The organism is Arthrobacter sp. ISL-95 (assembly GCF_018613695.1).
Lineage (GTDB): Bacteria > Actinomycetota > Actinomycetes > Actinomycetales > Micrococcaceae > Arthrobacter.
Window position 1 is genome coordinate 56,483 of the sequence record NZ_JAGGPR010000004.1, and the last position, 17,917, is coordinate 74,399.

15 protein-coding genes and 1 pseudogene are annotated in these 17,917 nt (G+C 58.7%); 5 read left to right on the plus strand and 11 right to left on the minus strand.

Annotation, left to right across the window (positions count from 1 at the left end; translation table 11 throughout):
• Positions 1 to 8: 8 nt before the first annotated feature.
• A pseudogene (locus tag J7I86_RS05875) lies at positions 9 to 220 on the plus strand (transposase); the annotation flags it as partial.
• Between the two features lie 1,082 nt (positions 221 to 1,302).
• Here the strand turns inward: J7I86_RS05875 and J7I86_RS05880 are convergent.
• The 4 genes from J7I86_RS05880 to J7I86_RS05895 all read right to left on the minus strand — a co-directional run bounded on the left by J7I86_RS05880 (position 1,303) and on the right by J7I86_RS05895 (position 4,711).
• Positions 1,303 to 1,494 (minus strand): hypothetical protein, encoded by a 192-nt coding sequence (locus J7I86_RS05880; RefSeq protein WP_214817204.1) that lies wholly within the window; start codon positions 1,492 to 1,494, stop codon positions 1,303 to 1,305.
• 305 nt (positions 1,495 to 1,799) lie between these two features.
• Complete coding sequence (locus J7I86_RS05885; RefSeq protein WP_214817207.1) at positions 1,800 to 2,927, minus strand: hypothetical protein; 1,128 nt, start codon at positions 2,925 to 2,927, stop codon at positions 1,800 to 1,802.
• Positions 2,928 to 3,219: 292 nt separating this feature from the next.
• Positions 3,220 to 4,029 (minus strand): hypothetical protein, encoded by an 810-nt coding sequence (locus tag J7I86_RS05890; protein ID WP_214817210.1) that lies wholly within the window; start codon positions 4,027 to 4,029, stop codon positions 3,220 to 3,222.
• A 178-nt stretch (positions 4,030 to 4,207) separates the two neighbouring features.
• Positions 4,208 to 4,711 carry a hypothetical protein gene (locus J7I86_RS05895; protein WP_214817213.1) on the minus strand — a complete coding sequence of 168 codons (504 nt, stop codon included), beginning with the start codon at positions 4,709 to 4,711 and terminating at the stop codon, positions 4,208 to 4,210.
• A 235-nt stretch (positions 4,712 to 4,946) separates the two neighbouring features.
• Between J7I86_RS05895 and J7I86_RS05900 the strand changes: the two genes are divergently transcribed.
• From J7I86_RS05900 to J7I86_RS05910, 3 genes are all read left to right on the plus strand, one after another.
• Positions 4,947 to 6,668 carry an ATP-dependent endonuclease gene (locus tag J7I86_RS05900; RefSeq protein ID WP_286179424.1) on the plus strand — a complete coding sequence of 574 codons (1,722 nt, stop codon included), beginning with the start codon at positions 4,947 to 4,949 and terminating at the stop codon, positions 6,666 to 6,668.
• Entirely contained in the window at positions 6,661 to 8,106 is a 1,446-nt protein-coding gene (locus J7I86_RS05905) for a UvrD-helicase domain-containing protein (RefSeq protein ID WP_214817219.1), read from the plus strand. The genes J7I86_RS05900 and J7I86_RS05905 overlap by 8 nt, the downstream gene beginning before the upstream one ends.
• 514 nt (positions 8,107 to 8,620) lie before the next feature.
• Complete coding sequence (locus J7I86_RS05910; RefSeq protein ID WP_214817222.1) at positions 8,621 to 9,652, plus strand: DUF4192 domain-containing protein; 1,032 nt, start codon at positions 8,621 to 8,623, stop codon at positions 9,650 to 9,652.
• 279 nt (positions 9,653 to 9,931) lie between these two features.
• On the opposite strand, the gene J7I86_RS05915 is transcribed toward J7I86_RS05910, so the two are convergent.
• The 7 genes from J7I86_RS05915 to J7I86_RS05945 all read right to left on the minus strand — a co-directional run bounded on the left by J7I86_RS05915 (position 9,932) and on the right by J7I86_RS05945 (position 16,441).
• Positions 9,932 to 10,156 (minus strand): hypothetical protein, encoded by a 225-nt coding sequence (locus J7I86_RS05915; protein ID WP_214817236.1) that lies wholly within the window; start codon positions 10,154 to 10,156, stop codon positions 9,932 to 9,934.
• Entirely contained in the window at positions 10,153 to 11,352 is a 1,200-nt protein-coding gene (locus tag J7I86_RS05920; RefSeq protein WP_214817251.1) for a pyridoxal phosphate-dependent aminotransferase, read from the minus strand. Before J7I86_RS05920 ends, J7I86_RS05915 begins: the two co-directional genes overlap by 4 nt.
• 110 nt (positions 11,353 to 11,462) lie before the next feature.
• Positions 11,463 to 11,735: a hypothetical protein gene (locus J7I86_RS05925; RefSeq protein WP_214817254.1), complete on the minus strand. Its 273-nt coding sequence runs from the start codon at positions 11,733 to 11,735 to the stop codon at positions 11,463 to 11,465.
• Between the two features lie 272 nt (positions 11,736 to 12,007).
• Positions 12,008 to 12,496 carry a MaoC family dehydratase gene (locus tag J7I86_RS05930; RefSeq protein WP_214817256.1) on the minus strand — a complete coding sequence of 163 codons (489 nt, stop codon included), beginning with the start codon at positions 12,494 to 12,496 and terminating at the stop codon, positions 12,008 to 12,010.
• A gap of 1,202 nt (positions 12,497 to 13,698) precedes the next feature.
• Positions 13,699 to 14,835 (minus strand): mandelate racemase/muconate lactonizing enzyme family protein, encoded by a 1,137-nt coding sequence (locus J7I86_RS05935; RefSeq protein ID WP_214817260.1) that lies wholly within the window; start codon positions 14,833 to 14,835, stop codon positions 13,699 to 13,701.
• Positions 14,832 to 15,785, minus strand: coding sequence for a dihydrodipicolinate synthase family protein (locus J7I86_RS05940; protein WP_214817263.1), 954 nt, complete (start codon positions 15,783 to 15,785; stop codon positions 14,832 to 14,834). Before J7I86_RS05940 ends, J7I86_RS05935 begins: the two co-directional genes overlap by 4 nt.
• On the minus strand, positions 15,782 to 16,441 hold the full coding sequence (locus tag J7I86_RS05945) for a GntR family transcriptional regulator (RefSeq protein WP_286179426.1): 660 nt from the start codon (positions 16,439 to 16,441) through the stop codon (positions 15,782 to 15,784). Before J7I86_RS05945 ends, J7I86_RS05940 begins: the two co-directional genes overlap by 4 nt.
• A 121-nt stretch (positions 16,442 to 16,562) precedes the next feature.
• On the opposite strand from J7I86_RS05945, the gene J7I86_RS05950 reads away from it, so the two are divergent.
• A complete protein-coding gene (locus J7I86_RS05950; RefSeq protein ID WP_214817269.1) occupies positions 16,563 to 17,915 on the plus strand; it encodes an ABC transporter substrate-binding protein in 1,353 nt (450 codons plus the stop codon).
• The last annotated feature ends 2 nt before the right edge of the window (positions 17,916 to 17,917 follow it).

Below are 17,917 nucleotides of genomic sequence, written 5' to 3' on the forward strand. Positions count from 1 at the left end.
TACTCTGGGACCCCGCAAGCCCGTGGCAAGGCGGATCAAACGAGAACACCAATGGCATGCTCCGCCAGTACTTTCCTAAAGGAACAGACCTCGGCGTTCATAGCGCGAACACCTCAGTGTTATCGCCACCGAACTCAACAAGCGACCACGGGAAATCCTCGGATGGCAGACCGCCATGGAGCACCTCGTTAGACGGGCCTCACCACCGACCGAACCATAAAGGTAGCCAAAGCCCACGGAGCAGCTTTACGGAAGGGCCCTTATCGGCAGACCCGTCCGCTTAGCCGTGCTCAGCCGACGATCGCGTGAGCTGCAATGTTCCACAGCCTCCGCTGGGGAGCGGTCATCTGTGTCGGGCCCGCCTCCGATTGATTTCAAGGTGCGCGTCGAGGACACGGCCAAGACCAACTTGAAAGCACTCAGCCGACCGCCACTGAACCCCACCTCGGAATGACCCTACATATGTAGAGCGCGTCCTGATCGGCGTCATGTCGCTATAGGCACTCACATGCATGAGTAGATATAGGCCCAAGTGGGGAAGAGCACATGGCTGCAATCAGTCGCAATAAAGAAGACTTAAGTGTGGACACTGTCCACACCCCCGTTGGCCGGACAAAGCATCGGCAATGCAGGCTTCACGACGTCAACCGCGAGTTAAAACCAAGAATTTTGACGAAGCATCCCAAAGTCATGTCGCGCTCGGTCCCCCTACCCATGAAGAGGTGTAGGCCAACCACAACCTACCGGACGAACCAAGAGAGGAATATATAACCCCAGCTCACACCAAGCGAAGGGCCCGCCAGCCACGACCCTGAACCCGCTCCCCCCACAACCAAACAGGCGACCCGCAGCGCCAGGCACACCCCGCGGCCAGTGTCAGAGGGACCTGACCACCTAAGTTGTACACACGTTAAAGCAAAAACCCCCTCTGACGAGGGGGTATGCCGTGCCCGAGGTGGGACTCGAACGGGATTCCGAGCCTAGGAAACACTGGGAAGTGGCGGAAACATGCGGAATCCGGGCCAATCCGGCGGCTTTCCGAGGCAGTCCGAGGTGGAAAGTGTGGACATTGTTCACACTTCTTTGCGTCTATAAGGCGGCCATGGCCTCGTCCAGAAGCCGGCAGCAAGCGCTGCTTTTTGTGCATGGACGTGCAAACCTACGTGAGCTCGTCCATCGGTCCTGTCGCCATGCAAGCAGAAGGCTCATTTCGACGATCAACTACGGAGGCGGGTGGTCGGTTCAGATCCGAGACTTGGATGGACGCCCCAGATAGCTGCCGTGCGGGAGGCATGCCGTCGCTCAGACCTCAGATCGCTTGATGAGCTCACTCACAGCCTCGGCAAGCGCACCAACGTCTTCGACTATCGTCTTGGAGAACTCTTTCGGGTCCGAGGCTTCGTCGACTTGGAAGTTCCGCGTGCGGGCAATTATGTCCTGCACCTGTAAGAGATGTCCCCTGAGTTCGCTCATGGGGTCAACTATAGAGCTCATCGCAGCTCCTGCACTGGGCCCGGCGGGGCCGGAAATCTCACGGCTCCGGTGTCGACGTAGCCGCACGGGACGCCCTTTTGCGCTGGTACTCGATATTGATCTCGCGAGGTTGTTCCCGGGAGAATTGACGTCACCGGCTCCACCGGCTCGACCCTAACGACGATATCCCTCGAGGCGATAGCCTCTCTCCGGCAATGCACGCAACAATTGTCGCAGGGCCAGATACGGCCCTTACGCAATTACGCCCGTCACCCAAACGCTATGAAAGCAGTCATCGGCGCGCTGCAGGTGTTCGCGGCCGCTCTCTAGTACATCGTCACCAGACTAACTAATTGAGTTGCACGGTCGTATTTAAGGGCAAGCAGGCGGCGCGTCAATCCGCCGGTAGGCTTTTCAAACTCGGCCGTTACAGCAAAGAGCGGCGTCCCATCGACCGCAAATCGGAGGTCATAGATGTAACTCTGCAATAACCTATTTTTCACAAGAGAGGCGAGTTCGTTCGGAGTTACATCTCGCAAACCAATGCTTGTCATCAGTCGAAGTTTGTTTTCTTCCCGAAGTAGATACTTGTCTAGCTTGTCGGGGTGAACGAAAACTTGAGAGGCCCGGAGGTCGATAAGTTCACCGGTGACTGCGGCAAGATTCAGGATGCGGTCGTCACCAGCCTGCGGCGCACTTGTCGCCTCAATCTTGTATGAAAAGAAACCAGTGAAGTAGGAGTCCATAAGACTCACCACTTCGTATCCATACTTAGGCAGAGCGAATCCTACTGGGTCGTCTTGGCCAACGAACGGGTCATCGGCACCATGGCTAAGGATGATCTTTGACCCGCATATGACCCACTGTGAGGCAAGTGTGTGCGCGAGAAAGTTGCGGACTGCCCCTGCAAAGGTGACGTCGATGTAGCCCACGTATCGCGGCTCATGCGAGAGTTCCTCGTGAAGGCTGGCAACGTCACTCTTCTTGAGATTGTTGAAGTAAACCGCATATTGGGTTTGCCAATTGATTGTTCGTGGGCGGTGACTGACAAGGGCAGCTTCAAGTGCCTCAACGGGCATAGTACCTCGCATGTCATGCAGATCGCCATGAAGCATACTCGTTCGCAAGTTCTTTCGAAGCACAGGCAAGTATTTATTGGCGAAGGCGACTGCATAGTTCCATGATTCATCGCCCCACCAGTCATAAAGGAAGACGGCCTGGATACCGTCATCAGTGGGCACTAGGGACGACTTTAAGTCCTCATAGCGAATGCCACGTGAACTAAGAAGCTCACGGATTAGTTTCGCTTCTGCCTGCATGGACTGTTGGAAGAGGCGCGGGTCCGACTTTGCGACTTTGAAAAAGATCCAGTGCATTAGCGCGTTGTCACGGGCATCGACTACATGGAATCCAAGCATAAGGCCCATGATAAAGCTTGCGGCGATGCCGAACACTGATCATGAGACTGTGTTGTTCGCCTTACGCCGACCCCATGGCATCCGCCCTCATGGTCTTATCTCGTGGACCTGTGGTCGGGTTCCGTCTGCCGTCCAGTCGCTATTCTCATACTTGGCTGCCAGCGATACGAAATACGACACAGCTGCACCTTTCGAAGAGCACGCTGGTAGCTTGGGCTCCCATCTGCCCCTTTGTATGTGCGACGGCGGCAACCTGACTCGCATGTCACATCCACCTTCCAAGGCTATGAGTGAAAAAACTACCCTCCGGTGTCAGTGGGAATGCCGATCAACCACCAGCATATAAATCCGACCGCGTCACTACCATGTCGATATCGTAATCGTCTTCGCTGGTCTTCCTTGCGGTTTTTCGTCGATCATTCCAAGTCAACATGTCGTTGAAACCTGAGCAAGGACCAAGGCATCCGTCACAGTTCAATGAAGCGTTCCGGGCCGCGGTGCGGATTCGTGGGTCATCGCCCAATGATCCTAAATCGATCGATTTCTCTATCATCCTCGCCAGCGGATATCGGGGGCGGGCGACAATGGAACCCTCCTCCAAAATCATGTTGCGGGCAATTGCGTTTGCGACACTCGGGTAAGCCTTTCCGACACGGTGCTCGCAATCAAACGACTCGCAAACGGAGCACTTCCCGTCATCGTCCCGCGAAACAACCTTGTCGTACACCTCACCTACGGTGTGGTCACAGTCTTCGACCATCTGCGCACAAATAGAGCATTCGAAGTCGCCGGTAAGACCCGCGGACATCCCTGCTCGCAAGTGTGAAATGTCGACAGAACAATCCGTCCAAAACTCGTCGTCATCGCGCAAGACTATAGGACAGCCGAACAAGCCACGTCTCATGAATGCCACCCGATGGATAGCCATATGGGCCACCTCCGCAAGCTCATGATCCTCGAGGTAGTTAAGTGCGGCTACGGCTGCAGATTCAGACCGCCGGATATTGGGCGCGACAACATCAAGCGTCTCCCGGTCAAGTGTGGCGCGAAAGGCTGACCACTCGGCCCGTTTCGTGCGCTGCACTTCTCGACGAAGAAAGTCGTCATCCGACACTAGAGGCAGGCGAAGCTCAGGCATCTCCACAATGCCTTCACCGAGGGCCGCCAGAGCTGCCGCGTATGACGCGTTGGCAATCCGGAGGGACTCTGTACCTTTTTGGTAGAGATACTTCTCGCGGAGTGGTCCCCCCGATGGTGGGACCGTCCCCCACTGCATTACTAGTGCTTTGAAGCTTCGCCCTTTATTCCCGGCCACTCTAAAGGTCCTCTCCTTTGTCCAGGGACGGCTGCCCAAAGCGTCTTAGAGCTTCGAGGACGTCGGCACCGCTGCCCTCCACTTGGATGTTCCGTGATGTGCTGGTCTCGGAGATAGAGACCTTGAGAGGTAACTCGCGTGCCTCTTGTTGAGTCCAGCCCTGGGCTTTTGCTCGGGTACTGATGAACTGTTCGACTGCGAACACTAGCCAGTCACTGGTAATTGTCAGGACCGCGAGGCCAAGTGCCCACATTTCCGGGTCGATGCTGAACTCGTGTAGGTACTTCCGTGTACCCGTGGGGGTTGCGAATTCCACCGGGAGGCCAGCAGCGCGTGCCTCCTTAGGCAGATACCGCACGATTTCCGTATAGCGCGGAGCGTCCTGCTCGTCTTCCTTGTCCACTGGTTTTCGCGTCGGAAGGACGTAGATCGTGTCCGGCTGTACATCCGCTGGAAGCGCGCCGGGTAGAGGAGTCCATCCACCTACGGTGATTAATGCTGTCATGCCCCGGAGCCTACCCGTTTCCGCCGACAACAAAATATCAAGCCCCTGTTCCTGCCCGAACAGATCCAAAAACGCTAGTCATAGGACGTAGGGCCCTGAATCTGGTTGGGTGCGGTTGGCACTGGTTGTCTAAACGTTTCCAGGCTTACTCCCGGACCAGGCATTTCTCTCCAACAGTAATGCGGCGCGGCATACCCTCGACGCGCGTGCCATCACCGAGAATCTATATGTGAAAATGCGCAGTCTGAGTATCAGGAATTTTAGAGGGATCCGCGAATGTGATTGGCACACCTCTGCGGATCTTGTTGCGTTGGTTGGTCCCGGTGATTCAACGAAAACGACGCTTATTGACGCGCTCGGGGCCGTTCTCTCACCGACATACACACTCCGCTTCACTGATGCCGACTTTTTCGGCGGGAACACCGACGAACCGATCCTTATCACTGCCGTAATCACCGCCCTGCCAGACTCTCTCATCCAAGAAAATCAGTTTGGCAAGGATCAGTCAGGTATTTGTCCGGACGGCAGCCTGCTCCATGATCCGGTAGCCGGAACGGATCCTTGTCTCGTAGTCCGATTGACCGTTGAAAAAGATCTTGAGCCGGTCTGGGAGGTTATACGTCCAGGCGTGGAGGAGACGCGAACTATAAGTGGCAACCAACGTCAACGGTTGGGATTCTTTCGCATCGATGACCAGGCGGACAACCATCTGCGGTGGACGCGCACTTCCGCGCTCAGCGGACTGACTGAGCAGCGCCAGGGCGCTGCCGTGATCCTAGATGCACACCGGCAGGCACGTGATGCCGTATTCGACGCACAACCGGAAGCCCTCACCGTGGCTGCCTCGCTGGCTCAGACTAACGCTCGGGAGGTAGGAAGCGCACCCTTTACTAAACTCCAGCCTGGACTGGAGCCCAGCTCAGCGTCCTCGACCCATGCTTTGATGCTTCACGACGGACAGATCCCCTTGACACAATTTGGGCTGGGCACGAGGCGATTGACAAGCTTCGGCATACAATCGGCCGCAGCAATTGGCGGATCTATCATTGCCATTGATGAGGTGGAGCATGGACTTGAGCCCCACCGACTCTCGCACTTGCTCAACACGCTCCGGCTGAAGGCCGAGGCCACATCGGTCCAAGTCATTATCACAACCCACTCGCCGATGGCCGTTGAGAGCCTCGGCGTCAAAGACCTCGCTGTCGTTCGATCCGTTGAAGGCATAACGACGGTCCTACCAGTTCCGTTCAAATTGGAGAACGCCCAAGGAGTTTTTCGTTCGGCACCATCGGCTTTACTCGCCCGCAAAATCGTTGTCGGCGAGGGGGCCACTGAGGTTGGCCTGCTTCGAGGGCTGTTCAGAGCATGGGACGCCGCTCGCCTTAACCAAGGACAAGCAAGCAGCGTGTCTCTGGGCGTGGCCGTCGTGGATGGCAAAGGAGGCACCAGCGCTCCAGACCGGGCGCACCTGTTCAAGTCCCTGGGATACCCCTCCATGGTTCTCATGGACGGCGACGACCCCCAGGCGGAACCCAATGTTGCGACCGCCGAGGCATCCGGAGTCTGTTTCGCCCGGTGGCAAGAAGGCAGAGCACTTGAAGACGAGCTGGCATATGGTCTCGATGCGGACGGATTGCGCGAGCTGGTGGCGCAAGCCGCGACGCACATGAGCGAGGAGGCGGTACGCTCGGCCGTCGCCGCAAAACTCTCCGTGAACAAGCTGGAAGGCATCGATCCTGATTTGTGGACCGAAGCGTGCGGAAAAACACCTGATGAAGTCCGCAACGCAGTCGGGCTCGCGGCGAAAGGGAAAAGCTCCTGGTTCAAGACCGTTGATGGCGGAGAGGCGCTGGCAGCGATCCTGATCACGCACTGGGAAAGCATCAAGGCAAAAACTCTCGGTACAACCCTTGAGCGAGTATCGCGCTTCGTCTACGGCGACACCCTAAATGACTGACGGGCACCCGCTTAGCACCTCCGCAGACCGAATTCTCGGGGCCCTGCCGGGTTCCATAACCCTGCCGGCCGGCGCGGGAAAAACCGAGCTCGTCGCCGCAGTTGTGTCCGCGGTTGCAGCTGGCGGAGGTCACGTTCTGGTTCTGACGCATACCCACGCCGGCGTCGATGCGCTCCGGCGGCGGATGGCCAAGTTCTCTGTTCCCAAAGGGCAAGTCAGCGTCCGCACGATTGACGCATGGTCCTTCGATCTCATCCAGCATTATCCAATGCTGGCAGGGCTAGCCGTGGCAGCGGACCCGGACTGGGCTCTGTCCCAGGAGTATCATAGGGCAGCCGCGCGGGCGGTCTCCAGCGAACCGGTCCAACGCATGCTGAGAGTGAGCTATGACGTCATAGTCGTCGACGAGTATCAGGACTGCCTTATCGACCAACACCATCTGGTCGTCGCGATCTCGGCCACTTTACCAACGCTGGTGTTGGGGGACCCACTGCAAGGGCTTTTCAACTTCGGGGGTCAGCAACCCGTCAAATGGCATAGAGATGTACTTAACCATTTTCCCGAGGTAAAACTTGAGGCCTATCCTTGGCGGTGGCACGCTCATAATCCAGAACTTGGACACTGGCTCCTTTCAATCCGGGACCCACTTTCCCGAGGCAACGCGATCAACCTAAGTGGTTCACCGGTCAAGTGGCTAGAGATGCCAAGCGATCAACGATTCAAGACAAAGGAACAAGCCAGGGCCTGCTTCCGGTCTCCGCAGGCTGGCACCACCGTCGCCCTGGGCCGCTTCCGCCACGACATCATTCGGCCCGCTTTGCTACTGAACGGATCGTATTCCGTCATGGAGGCCCTTGACTCACAGGTGACCGAGAAGTTCTGCCACTTGATCGACAACGGTAGCGCGCAGGAGATAGCCGCCGGTGCAATCGAGTTCGCAGTAAGCTGCGCGACTGGAGTGGCGGCACATCTGGATACCTCCAAGAGGCGCCAGCTGGCCGCGGGCAAGTCCATCCTCACACGAACGGCAGAGCGGCAGGTCGCCTACTCCGCCATCAACCAAATGCTCGCCCAGCCATCACCAACTTCCGTCCTTGCAGCCTTGGACGCAGTATTAGCTCTTCCGGATATCAACGTCTACTGCCGTGAAGCTTGGACGGAGGCTACTAATGCCCTTAAGTTTGCCGGATTGGACGCTACCCTGACCACCTCCCAGGCGCTCACCCAAGTCCGCAACGGCGTGAGAGCTCGTGGCCGACGCCCAGCCCGACGCGTACTGTCGCGGCCGCTTTTGGTGAAGGGACTCGAGTACGACCACGCGATTCTGCTTGATGCCGACCAGTACACGGCTCAAGAGTTGTACGTGGCCCTGACCCGCGGAGCCAAATCAATAACAGTCGTAAGCAAGAGTCCCGTGCTGAGCCCCGCAACTCCCTGACAAGCAATGTTTCGAGTCATTCCGTCACGCATCCGAACGCCTCACCCGAATAGAAGACACAGCGCACCTCGTGTATTGATTCGGCTACCGGGCTTTCGTGCGCATTCGTCGGAGCCTAACCTCAGCCTGACCAGCCAGCTTGCCGATAACGGCGCATATGTCGCGTCTTCGACCAGCACTTCTTCCTGAAGATCCCTAAATAACGGGATCCACGAGACTCGGACCCCTCGGTTGCCGACTTTGCATCGGAGGCCCGTTCGCACTTGGCCACCCATCACCGCCGGACCACTGTCCGTCGCCTGGAGCTTTCGCCGTGCCTTGAAGCTTCGACCCTTCACGAACATGTTGCGGCAACCATCGATCCCCATGAAATACCAGATGCGAATCCGCCGCTCAGCTTTCTGGATAACCCCACGCTGTCCAGGGCCCACAGCTGGCACCACGATCGTCGGATTCGAGGAGCCACCATTCCGAATCACGTGAGACAACAGACAAAGCAAGAGGAGACAGGACAATGAGCGCGTTGACTATTAAGGACCCCGCCGATCTACTCAGCTTCATCGGCCACACCCTCGGGTTCTGGCCACAGGAAAGCCTCGTCTGCATCACCCTCAACAAAGACAAAGTCGGCGCCACCCTCCGCATCGACCTACCCAAACAACGAGGCTACGCCGTCCGCTTCGCCCAAACTGTCGCCGCCTACCTCACCTCGGACGAACGAGCCACCGGAATCGTCTTTGCCCTCTACTCCACCGAGACTCCAGAGCCAGGCGAGGCAAGGCCGCACCGGGCCACCATCGCAGCCCTCACCGGAGTCCTCGCTCAAGAAGGCGTCACCATTCGGGACGGCATCTACGTCACGGATAGCACCTACTCCCCGTACGACACCCCACCCGGGCCGGACATCGCCGTACCCATCAGCAGCACCGAATACTCCCAAATTAACGCTGAATTCATCTACCGCGGTAGCACCATCGAACCTTCGAACCAAGTTTCCCTGCCGGCGGCAACTGACAAGGCAGAGCACGCGACCGCCGTCGAACGCCACATGCAAGCCGTCCTCAGCGCACCCCCTGCCGCAGCCCTCAAGGACGCGCACCGACTCTGGATAAGCATGCTGAACACCAAGAACTACCCAACCGACCAGGACGTCCTGAAGCTCATCGCGTACTACCAGTTCCCGCACATCCGCGATCGGCTCATGGCTGATATCCCCGACATCGACGAACCACACGACCACATCCTCTTCGCCCAAACCACTCAGGCTCCGAACTGGTCACGCATCGAATGGGCCAAACAACTCCTCACGCACGCCTACACCCTCACCGGCCCGGAGCACGCAGCACCCATCCTCACCACCATCGGCTACATCAACTGGTGGGAAGGCAGAGGATCCAAAGCACACCAATACCTCCAACTCGCCCTCGAAACCGACCCCGGCTACCGCTTCGCCAGGCTCACGGACCACATGCTCGGCGCCGGCATCATCGCAGGCTGGAACACCAACAAAAACACCGCCTACCGGAACAACCCGGATATTCTGTGACCCTGAAACGCATGCGCCAGGCCTGGTGTTCAGCCATTCCGCCCGCGAATCTAGGGGTAGATCACGGGCAGCAACAGTTTTACGGAACGTCGGTTATCGGCGTTCAAGTGTGCCGAGTGGAAGCAGTTGCGAGAAGTCGGAGATCGGCCCCCCTATGGCCCCCGGCCATCCAGGCGATGTCGGGTTTGCCCGGTGCGGATGTAGTCATACCCGTTCGCCCGGGTGGAGCGAAGGTCCTGCTCACCGGGACCGAAACGGCGGAACGGCGGAACGCGGCAGTTAAGTTGTGAGTGTGTCCTGCCTCGCGACTGGGTCATCCAGGACCGTGGAGTCCAACGCCCGCCGACGCGTGCCCGTCAGGACCACGGTATCGGCGCTGACCTCCGCGATCCCTCCATGTCCGGCGCGGGTTCCTTGAGACAGCCAAACGCCGCCGCCAATGGACGAATGCGGCAACGGGGCTGGCTTCTGGGGCACGTTACCCGTAACGACTACCGGGCTCATGCTGTCTCGATCCATTCGCGCAGGCGTTCGAGGCCTTCTTGGATGTCGGGTACTTCGATGCCTGAGTAGGCGAGCCGGATATACTGCCGTTCCTCGCCGGGGAGGCGGCGGCCGAAGTGCTCACGGGTGCAGAAGGACATGCCGGTCTTATAGAGGGCGTCGGAGGCGAAGTCGCCTACAGCCGTATAGCCTCTGCGCTGCATTGCCTCGGTGACGTCGGGGAACAGATAGAACGTCGACTGCGGTACGGCCACACTCATTCCGGGGATGGCGTTCACGAGTTCACACGCCGCGTCGCGGCGCGTCTGCAAAGTGGTGAGCATCTGTTGCACAGAATCCTGGGGGCCACGGAGCGCTTCGATGCCGGCCCACTGCACATAGTGGGTGGTGCACGACTCGTCGTTCGTATTGAGGGTGCTGAGCACTTGGGCTATCTCACGCGGGACGACGGCGCAGCCGAGGCGTGAGCCGGTCATGGCGAACTTCTTGCTGAACGTGTAGAGGATGACCGTACGCTCAGCCATGCCGGGAATCGATGTGATGGAGCTTGAAACGCCCTCATAGCGGGTCTCAAAGTAGGCCTCGTCGGAGAGCACCCACAGGTCGTGTTCGATCGCGAGCTGTGCGATGGCCTCGCGCTCAGCGGCCGTTGACTCGGCAGAGATGGGGTTCTGCAGATCGTTGTAGATGATGGCGACCGTGTTCGGGGTGATCGAGGAGCGGATCTGCTCGAGGTCGATCGCAAAGCCCGTGCTCGTGGGCACATAGCCGTACGGCAGGGCGGTTCCGCTGAGGTATTCGATCTGCGATTCATAGATCGGGAAGCCGGGGGTGGGGTAGAGCACCTCCTGGCCGGGGTTCATCACGGCCTGCAGGAACTTGGTGATCACGGGCTTGCCGCCGGTCATCACCACCACGTTCTCCGGGGAAAAACTGATGCCGCGTCGCGAACCGATATCGTCCGCCAGGGCTTCACGGAGCTGCGGAATTCCGGGGCCAGGGCAGTAGCCGGTGTACCCGTCGGCGATCGCCCGGTTCATCGCCTCCACGATGTTCGAGGCGGTCGGGATATTGATGTCACCCAAGTGGAACGGGTACACCAGGTTCCCCTTGGCCTTCCAAGCGGCAGCGGCCTGCGCGACGCTGAAAGCCCTTTCAGTGCCCAGGCGCTCGAGCCTGTGTGCGAGTTTCTGCATGCTTATTCCTTCTCTCGTATGAGTTGATGTGACGGCTTTCCAGCCGCATTGGGCGAGGCTGTGCGGCTGCGGGATTTCGTCGACGTTGATGCGCACCATCGCCTCACCCCTTACGTTCTCAGTTGATAGCCCTTAGGCAACCAGACACTGATGTTGTCATCATCGAAAACCGCTAGCCTGCCCAAGCCCCGTTCCAGCCATACCCAGAAGACCGTGGCATCGTCGGTTGCTTCATCGACTTCTCCGGCCAGTATTGGCCCATTATCCAGCTGGACCAGAACAAGGCGTCCTTCCTCAAGGCGCCGCCATTCCATGGGCGGAAGCTCCTCGCCTTTCTCATACGCGAACGGGGCCAGGAGCGCCAACTTCGTCGTGTCAGTCATTTCCGCACTTTCATTGCGCCGCGAGTCAGGGACGCCATGAACTGGCTCCATTACCAGTCCGAACGGTCCGCTCGTAAAGAGACCCGAACTCAGTGGTGTACTTCTCCCACCGGTCTGCCACCGGAAGTGGCGCTAAGGACTCACTCAGAAGGATGCAACTTCGGTCAACCCAAAGGTGTTTGATCACGGGCCGACGGGAGGTTGAAGTGTTAGTTGGCGATCCGACCGCCATCGACGTGGATGACGTATTGGACGCCGATGAATTGGCGGGGTCAGCAAGGACCAGACCCCCGCAACAGCATGATCGATGTCGTCGTCATGGTGGCGACCACGGTCATGTCCTGCCGCAGCGTTTCCAAGAAAAATGTGAGAACCCCCCGATCAGGCTTGCTGCGCGATACCCTCTTCGACTGAACCGTGCAGCGCAGACTCAACATATCCCCCGGCCGCACCGGTTCAAGGAACCTTAATTCCTCGATGCCCGCGCCTCCCAGACCGGCGCGCTCATTGTAGAAGTTTCCGATGAATAGTCGCATGGTCAATCCCGCAGTCAACCATCCTGACGCGATAAGACCGCCAAATGGTCCGTTAGCGGCAGCAACTGGATCGACGTGGATGAACTGCGGGTCGTAACGTTCAGCGAAGGAGATGATTTCCTGTTCAGTAACTTCTTCCACGCCGAATTCGTATGCCGTCCCGACGGTATAGTCCTCGAAATATCGATTCCTATGTGGAACCTCAAACAACGTTTTATTGGGCACTCTTCACTCCATCCCTCTAGATCTCTCACGCACCCTGTGGTGCCGTCAAGTCAGACTGACGGAAGGGTGACCGAACGCTGTCGGCCAGATCGCGGACATTCAAGGTTTCTTCGCGGCCGGTGTCCAGCGTGATCAAGTCTCGTCACGAGGCTGCAAGCGGTTCGTCAAAATCAGGGTCGTGAACGCGAGAACCAGGTCGTATTCATGAGATGACTGAGACAAGCAACCTGCTTCCCGATCGGCGACAAGTCCGACTGCTGACGCAGTGAATCTGCCTCAGCACTCGATATGAGCGAAATAAGCCCCGTATGGAGAGACGCTAACCTAGAAGCGTTAGGCCACGCGCCTGTACCAATTCCGAATTGTGGCTTTCGTCACTAGAGTATTTCCATCTCCGCCATTTGGTCTTTCGTCAAGCCAGGGGCTGCCGGTCGCGGGACACGACCCTATGCTTTACGAGCAGGAACGGTGAAATCGGTAGAAATGTTGGGTCTACGAAAGGCCGATGAGCAGAACGTTGGATTCAGGTCCGGGTGTTGAACGGCGCGTTAGGATGTGAACCGGTTCCCATCGAATGTCCTGTCACGACGACGCGGGGGTGGCCATCTTTCGGGGTGTGGTGGCGATAACGGCGCCTAGTTGTACTGCCCAGGGAGGTTGGTTAGCCCGCTGACGGGTAGGTTGTTCCCGGATGCGAACAAATGGTGTCAGGAGGGCGTTTTCTGTGGCGATCTCCGCATAACTGAGTAGCTTGACGAACTTCGGCCACACCATGCAGCCAGCGTGGTCAGGATGGTCGGGGTCAGCGAGGGCGAGCTCCGGCAATGCCCTCCCGGCAGGCTGCCCCATCCGGGATCGTGTTGGAATACGTCGCCAGTAGATGGGGACAGCCCATCAAGAACTGCACAGCCTGTGCGGAAAGGTCCGTACTCAATACAGAACCTCTCCGCAACACTCCCTGATCTTGAAAATGCAGGACCCGAGCTGATTTAGCGTTATGGCCCTTGGTCGGTGCCCGTCGAACCGCACCGGCCGCATTCCCGCACGTTGTGTCCCGGGATCCTGGCAGGGAGAGCCGGAGCCCCGCTGACAGCGGCCCATCCGCCTTGCCAATACCGGGGCTCGGCATCCGTTTCTCCTCCCCCGGGGCAGAGCCCAGATCCGCCGCAGGCCTGGAAATCTTCACTCCCGCGATGGTCCTCCTAGCAATAGGCCAAGGATCCATCGGGCCGGACTGGAAGCTGCCGCTCCCAATGGACATAGTCATCAGTGCCCAGTGCAGCTTCATCGATTTCGATTCCCCAGCCGGGACGGTCAGGGCGCAGTTCGAGGTGCCCGTCAACTGGGAGGTAGGGATCTGGGCACCAGGTGGTTTCTTCGAGTTTGTATTCCAGGATGGAGAAGTTGCTACAGGCTGCGGCGAAGTGGAGGTTGTGGGCGACTGCGAGCGGGCCCATGGGGTTGTGGGGTGCCACGGTGGTGAAGTGCGCTTCGGCGATAGTGGCGATTCTCCGCATCTGCGATATTCCACCGACAACGCAGATGTCCGGCTGAATGATGTCCGCTCCCGCGCCCGTGAGCAGGCTCAGGAACTCGTTTGCTGAGTAGAGGCTCTCGCCCGTGGCGAGGGGGATCTGAAGTTCGGCGCGGAGCCTGTGCCACGCGGGGAAGTATTCGGGCCGAATGGGCTCTTCGAAGAAGAGAGGTTGGTATGGCGCGAGGGCATTGCCGAGTTGGATTGCCTGGTAAGGCTCGAAAATCTTGGCGTGGGCATCAAAGGCGAAATCCCATGCTTCGGAGCAGGCTTCCCTTACACCGGCGAAGTAGTCAGCCGTTTCCCTAACTATCAGCCCCCAGCGTCGGCCGTGCAGGTCTCCGCGGAAGGGGCTCAGTTTGAAAGCTGTAAAGCCGTATTGTTCGTTGAGTTCTTGTGTGATGTCCCGGCAGTGGGCGGGTTCGGGGGCTGAGTAGACGCCGGCGTAGACGGAGATGCGGTCACGCACTGATCCGCCGAGCAGGGCGTAGACCGGAACGCCGAGGGCTTTCGCCGCGATGTCCCACAGGGCATGGTCCACGGCGGAGATTGCGGCCAGGCCGATGGCTCCTTGTGGGAACCGGGCTTTGCGGATGAGTTTTTGTGTCACGTACTCCACGCGCCGGGGATCATCGCCCTTGACCTGCTCAAATAGGTAGTCCAGGACCGGCACCAAGGCCCAGTCGGGGCCGTGGTTGTACGCCTCGCCCCATCCGGAAATCCCTTCATCGGTGTCTATCCGCAGGAGCAGTCGTGGGCGGTTTCCGACCCGCTGCATGAAGGTCTTGAAGCCGGTGATTTTCATGCGACCACTGCCGTTTCCGAGGGACGACGCTGTGCGGGGAGGAGGTTGTGCGTGGTGGCCCAGTCGGCGAGGATGCCGGCGATTTCGTTTCTTTCGGAATCGTTCACTTCGCGGCTCGGTGGCCGGATGGACCGGTCACACAGACCCAGCTGCGCGAGGGCTTCCTTGACCACGCTGACATTGTTGGCGGACCGGTGCTCGGCCCGCAGTTCCTCAAATCTGGATATCCTGGCCAGCAACGAACCAGCTAATGCATAGTCCCCATCGCGCAGGGCGTCACGAAGGGCAAGTGACAGCTCCGGGTTTACATTGACGAGTCCCGAGGTGAATCCTGCCGCCCCGTGTGCGGCGTAGGACAGAGCATAGGGTTCAGCCAAGCCGGCAACCCAGACGAAACGGTTAGCGCCTGCAAGATCCCGAATTCTTGCGAACTGCGTAGGGTCCGGTACTGCGTATTTGATCCCGATGATGTTCGGGCATCGATCGGACAACTCCACCAGCATGGACGCAGTCACCCACTCATTGCGTATATAGAGGACGAAGCCCATATCGGGGACAGCTGAGGCAATCTGGGCATGGTATTCAACCCAGCCTGCAGTGGAGATGTGTGGGTGCGTGGGCTGGTGGATCATGGCCATCGGGATGCCCATCCCCCTGCCGAGCCGTGCGTCTGTCGTGGCTGTCTGAATGTCATGCCCGATGCCCAGGAGCAGGAAAGCGTCATCACCCGTCGCGTCGGCCGACGCCTGAATAAGGGCATGGCGTTCCGCCGTTGTCAGAGCGTAGAACTCACTTGTATTCCCGTTCGGGGTGATGGTCGTGACACCGCTGTCGATCAGCCGACGCAGGAGCATCTTGAACGTTGAGATGTCCAGGGCCCCATCCTTGTAAGGCGTCACAGGGATGGCAATGACGTCGGCCAGTGCTGTCCGGAGTTTGGTGAAAGTCATGATCGCCCCTTGGTAATCTGTGCGACAGCGCGGGCGGCGAAGCTGTTGATGTGGTTGAGGACGAGTTCGGCGGCCACACCGCCGTCTCCGCTCCGTGCCGCTGCGAGGATTTCCGCGTGCTCGGCTGCCTCTTCCTCCCAGGAGTGCTGCTTAATCCAGGCGTTCGCCGAAATGAGGGCCGTCTGTTCCCGGAGCCCATCGAGCATCTGAGTCAGAACAGTATTGCCGCAGTTGGAGTAGAGAAGTTGATGGAAATCCCTGTTGGCCAGGCTTCGCTCAGCTTCGTCTGCTGCTCCGGCCGCACGGTCAAGCGCCGCCTGTGCCCGGTCCACGTCGAAACCCCTCCCGACCGTTCGTGCAACAGCGACGGGCTCCAAAAGGGAACGAACGTCGAAGACGCTCCTGGCCATCTCCTCATCGACTACACGGACAGTAGCGCCCTTATATTCGCTCATCGTCACCAGACCGGCGCCAGCCAACGTTTTCAAGGCCTCCCTGACCGGCGTCTTCGATATTCCAAACCGGCGCGCCAGCTCAGTCTCAACCAGAGCCTGCCCAGCGGGTAGCTCACCGGTCAGGATCGAGCGCCGGAGTGCCTCCACAACGAGGTGCGTCCGCGACGATGCCGGCAATAGAGCGCCAGAAACGACTTCCATACTCACAATAAATTCCTTTCGACAAAATAATCATATCAGGAAGATCGTATGTAGTATACGATGTATGAGTAGCGGCACATTGAGGCCTGCTCTTCGACAACATTCCATCGAGAGGAACGCAATGATGCGTAAGAACAAGGGGCCATCGCTCGCCAAGACCCGTAGCTCTGGGCCTGCCCTGGCAGTGGCATTCCTGCTCGCGGGCGTACTGGGACTGACGGCTTGCGGTTCCGGCAGCGGCGCGGAGAAGTCGGCAGAGGACAGTGGTCCTGTCACGCTCGAACTTTGGGATACCGATACCCGCCCCGAGCGCACCGAAAACCTCAAAAAACTGATCAGCATGTTCGAGGAGAAGAATCCGTCCATCAAGGTCAATTACCTTGGCCTGCCGACGGACTCCTACATGCAGAAGATCAGCACCGCCATCGCCACGAAGGCGACACCGGACATCATTACCCCTAAGGCATCCGACATCTCTGCGCTGGTGGCACAGAAGGCACTGGCACCGCTGGACGAGAAGTTCCAAAGTGGCGGATGGAACGACAAGATCTCCCCGGCAATGACGCAGTCCTCCAAAGCTGCAGCGCCAGACGGAAAGCTGTACCTGACCCCGGCCACGAGCTTGGCGGACGTCATCTACTACCGCTCAGACTTCTACAAGAACGCCGGATTGTCCGCCCCCACCTCCTGGGACGACTTCTATGGCGCAGCGGACAAAATGACCGACAAGTCCGCCGGCAAATTCGGCTACACCTTGCGCGGCGGCAACGGCTTCTTCTCCCAGTTCGTAGAGATGGTCTATCCGCAAGCGGGTGTCGACAAATTCTTCCGGGAAGACGGAACCTCCACCCTTGACGATCCCGCAGTCATCGCCGCTGCGCAGGACTACGTTGACCTGTACGGCAAGGACACCGCTGAGAGTGACCTGACCGCTGACTTCAAAACGATGGTCGCCCAATTCGGTGCCGGCGGAGCTGCCATGCTCAGCCACAGCATCGGCTCCTACCCCACCCACGTCACAGCCCTGGGAGCGGACAAAGTCGCAGCTGTTGCGCCCTTCCCTTCCAAGTCCGGCAAGTCCGTCCTGACGGGACGGATGACCACAGGATTCGCGATGTTCGAGGCCAGCAAACACAAGGAAGCCGCCTGGAAATTCCTCGAGTACACCATGAGCACTGAAGGCAACAGCTTCTGGGCCCAGAAATCCGGATACCTCCCCGGAAACCTCGAAGTCGCCAAGGAAGCATGGGTAACCGACAACCCCGCGATGCAGACGTCCATTAAGGCCGTCGAAAATAAAGACGCCGTTGTCCTTGAACAGCCCTTCTACCTGCCGGAGTTCAACTCGATCACCACCACGGAGATGCTTCCTGAATGGCAGCGCGTGCTTCAGGGGCAGCTCTCAGTCAAGGACTTCCTAACCCAATCGGCCATGAAGCTGACGAAGGCCCAACAGAAGTACATGAAGAAGTGACG

Bases quoted from the DNA above. Each gene is read 5' to 3' on its own strand.
- J7I86_RS05880 (WP_214817204.1), bottom strand. From the start codon at position 1,494: ATGAGCTCTATAGTTGACCCCATGAGCGAACTCAGGGGACATCTCTTA.
- J7I86_RS05890 (WP_214817210.1), bottom strand. From the start codon at position 4,029: ATGCCTGAGCTTCGCCTGCCTCTAGTGTCGGATGACGACTTTCTTCGT.
- J7I86_RS05895 (WP_214817213.1), bottom strand. From the start codon at position 4,711: ATGACAGCATTAATCACCGTAGGTGGATGGACTCCTCTACCCGGCGCG.
- J7I86_RS05900 (WP_286179424.1), top strand. From the start codon at position 4,947: ATGCGCAGTCTGAGTATCAGGAATTTTAGAGGGATCCGCGAATGTGAT.
- J7I86_RS05905 (WP_214817219.1), top strand. From the start codon at position 6,661: ATGACTGACGGGCACCCGCTTAGCACCTCCGCAGACCGAATTCTCGGG.
- J7I86_RS05910 (WP_214817222.1), top strand. From the start codon at position 8,621: ATGAGCGCGTTGACTATTAAGGACCCCGCCGATCTACTCAGCTTCATC.
- J7I86_RS05915 (WP_214817236.1), bottom strand. From the start codon at position 10,156: ATGAGCCCGGTAGTCGTTACGGGTAACGTGCCCCAGAAGCCAGCCCCG.
- J7I86_RS05920 (WP_214817251.1), bottom strand. From the start codon at position 11,352: ATGCAGAAACTCGCACACAGGCTCGAGCGCCTGGGCACTGAAAGGGCT.
- J7I86_RS05925 (WP_214817254.1), bottom strand. From the start codon at position 11,735: ATGACTGACACGACGAAGTTGGCGCTCCTGGCCCCGTTCGCGTATGAG.
- J7I86_RS05935 (WP_214817260.1), bottom strand. From the start codon at position 14,835: ATGAAAATCACCGGCTTCAAGACCTTCATGCAGCGGGTCGGAAACCGC.
- J7I86_RS05940 (WP_214817263.1), bottom strand. From the start codon at position 15,785: ATGACTTTCACCAAACTCCGGACAGCACTGGCCGACGTCATTGCCATC.
- J7I86_RS05945 (WP_286179426.1), bottom strand. From the start codon at position 16,441: ATGGAAGTCGTTTCTGGCGCTCTATTGCCGGCATCGTCGCGGACGCAC.
- J7I86_RS05950 (WP_214817269.1), top strand. From the start codon at position 16,563: ATGATGCGTAAGAACAAGGGGCCATCGCTCGCCAAGACCCGTAGCTCT.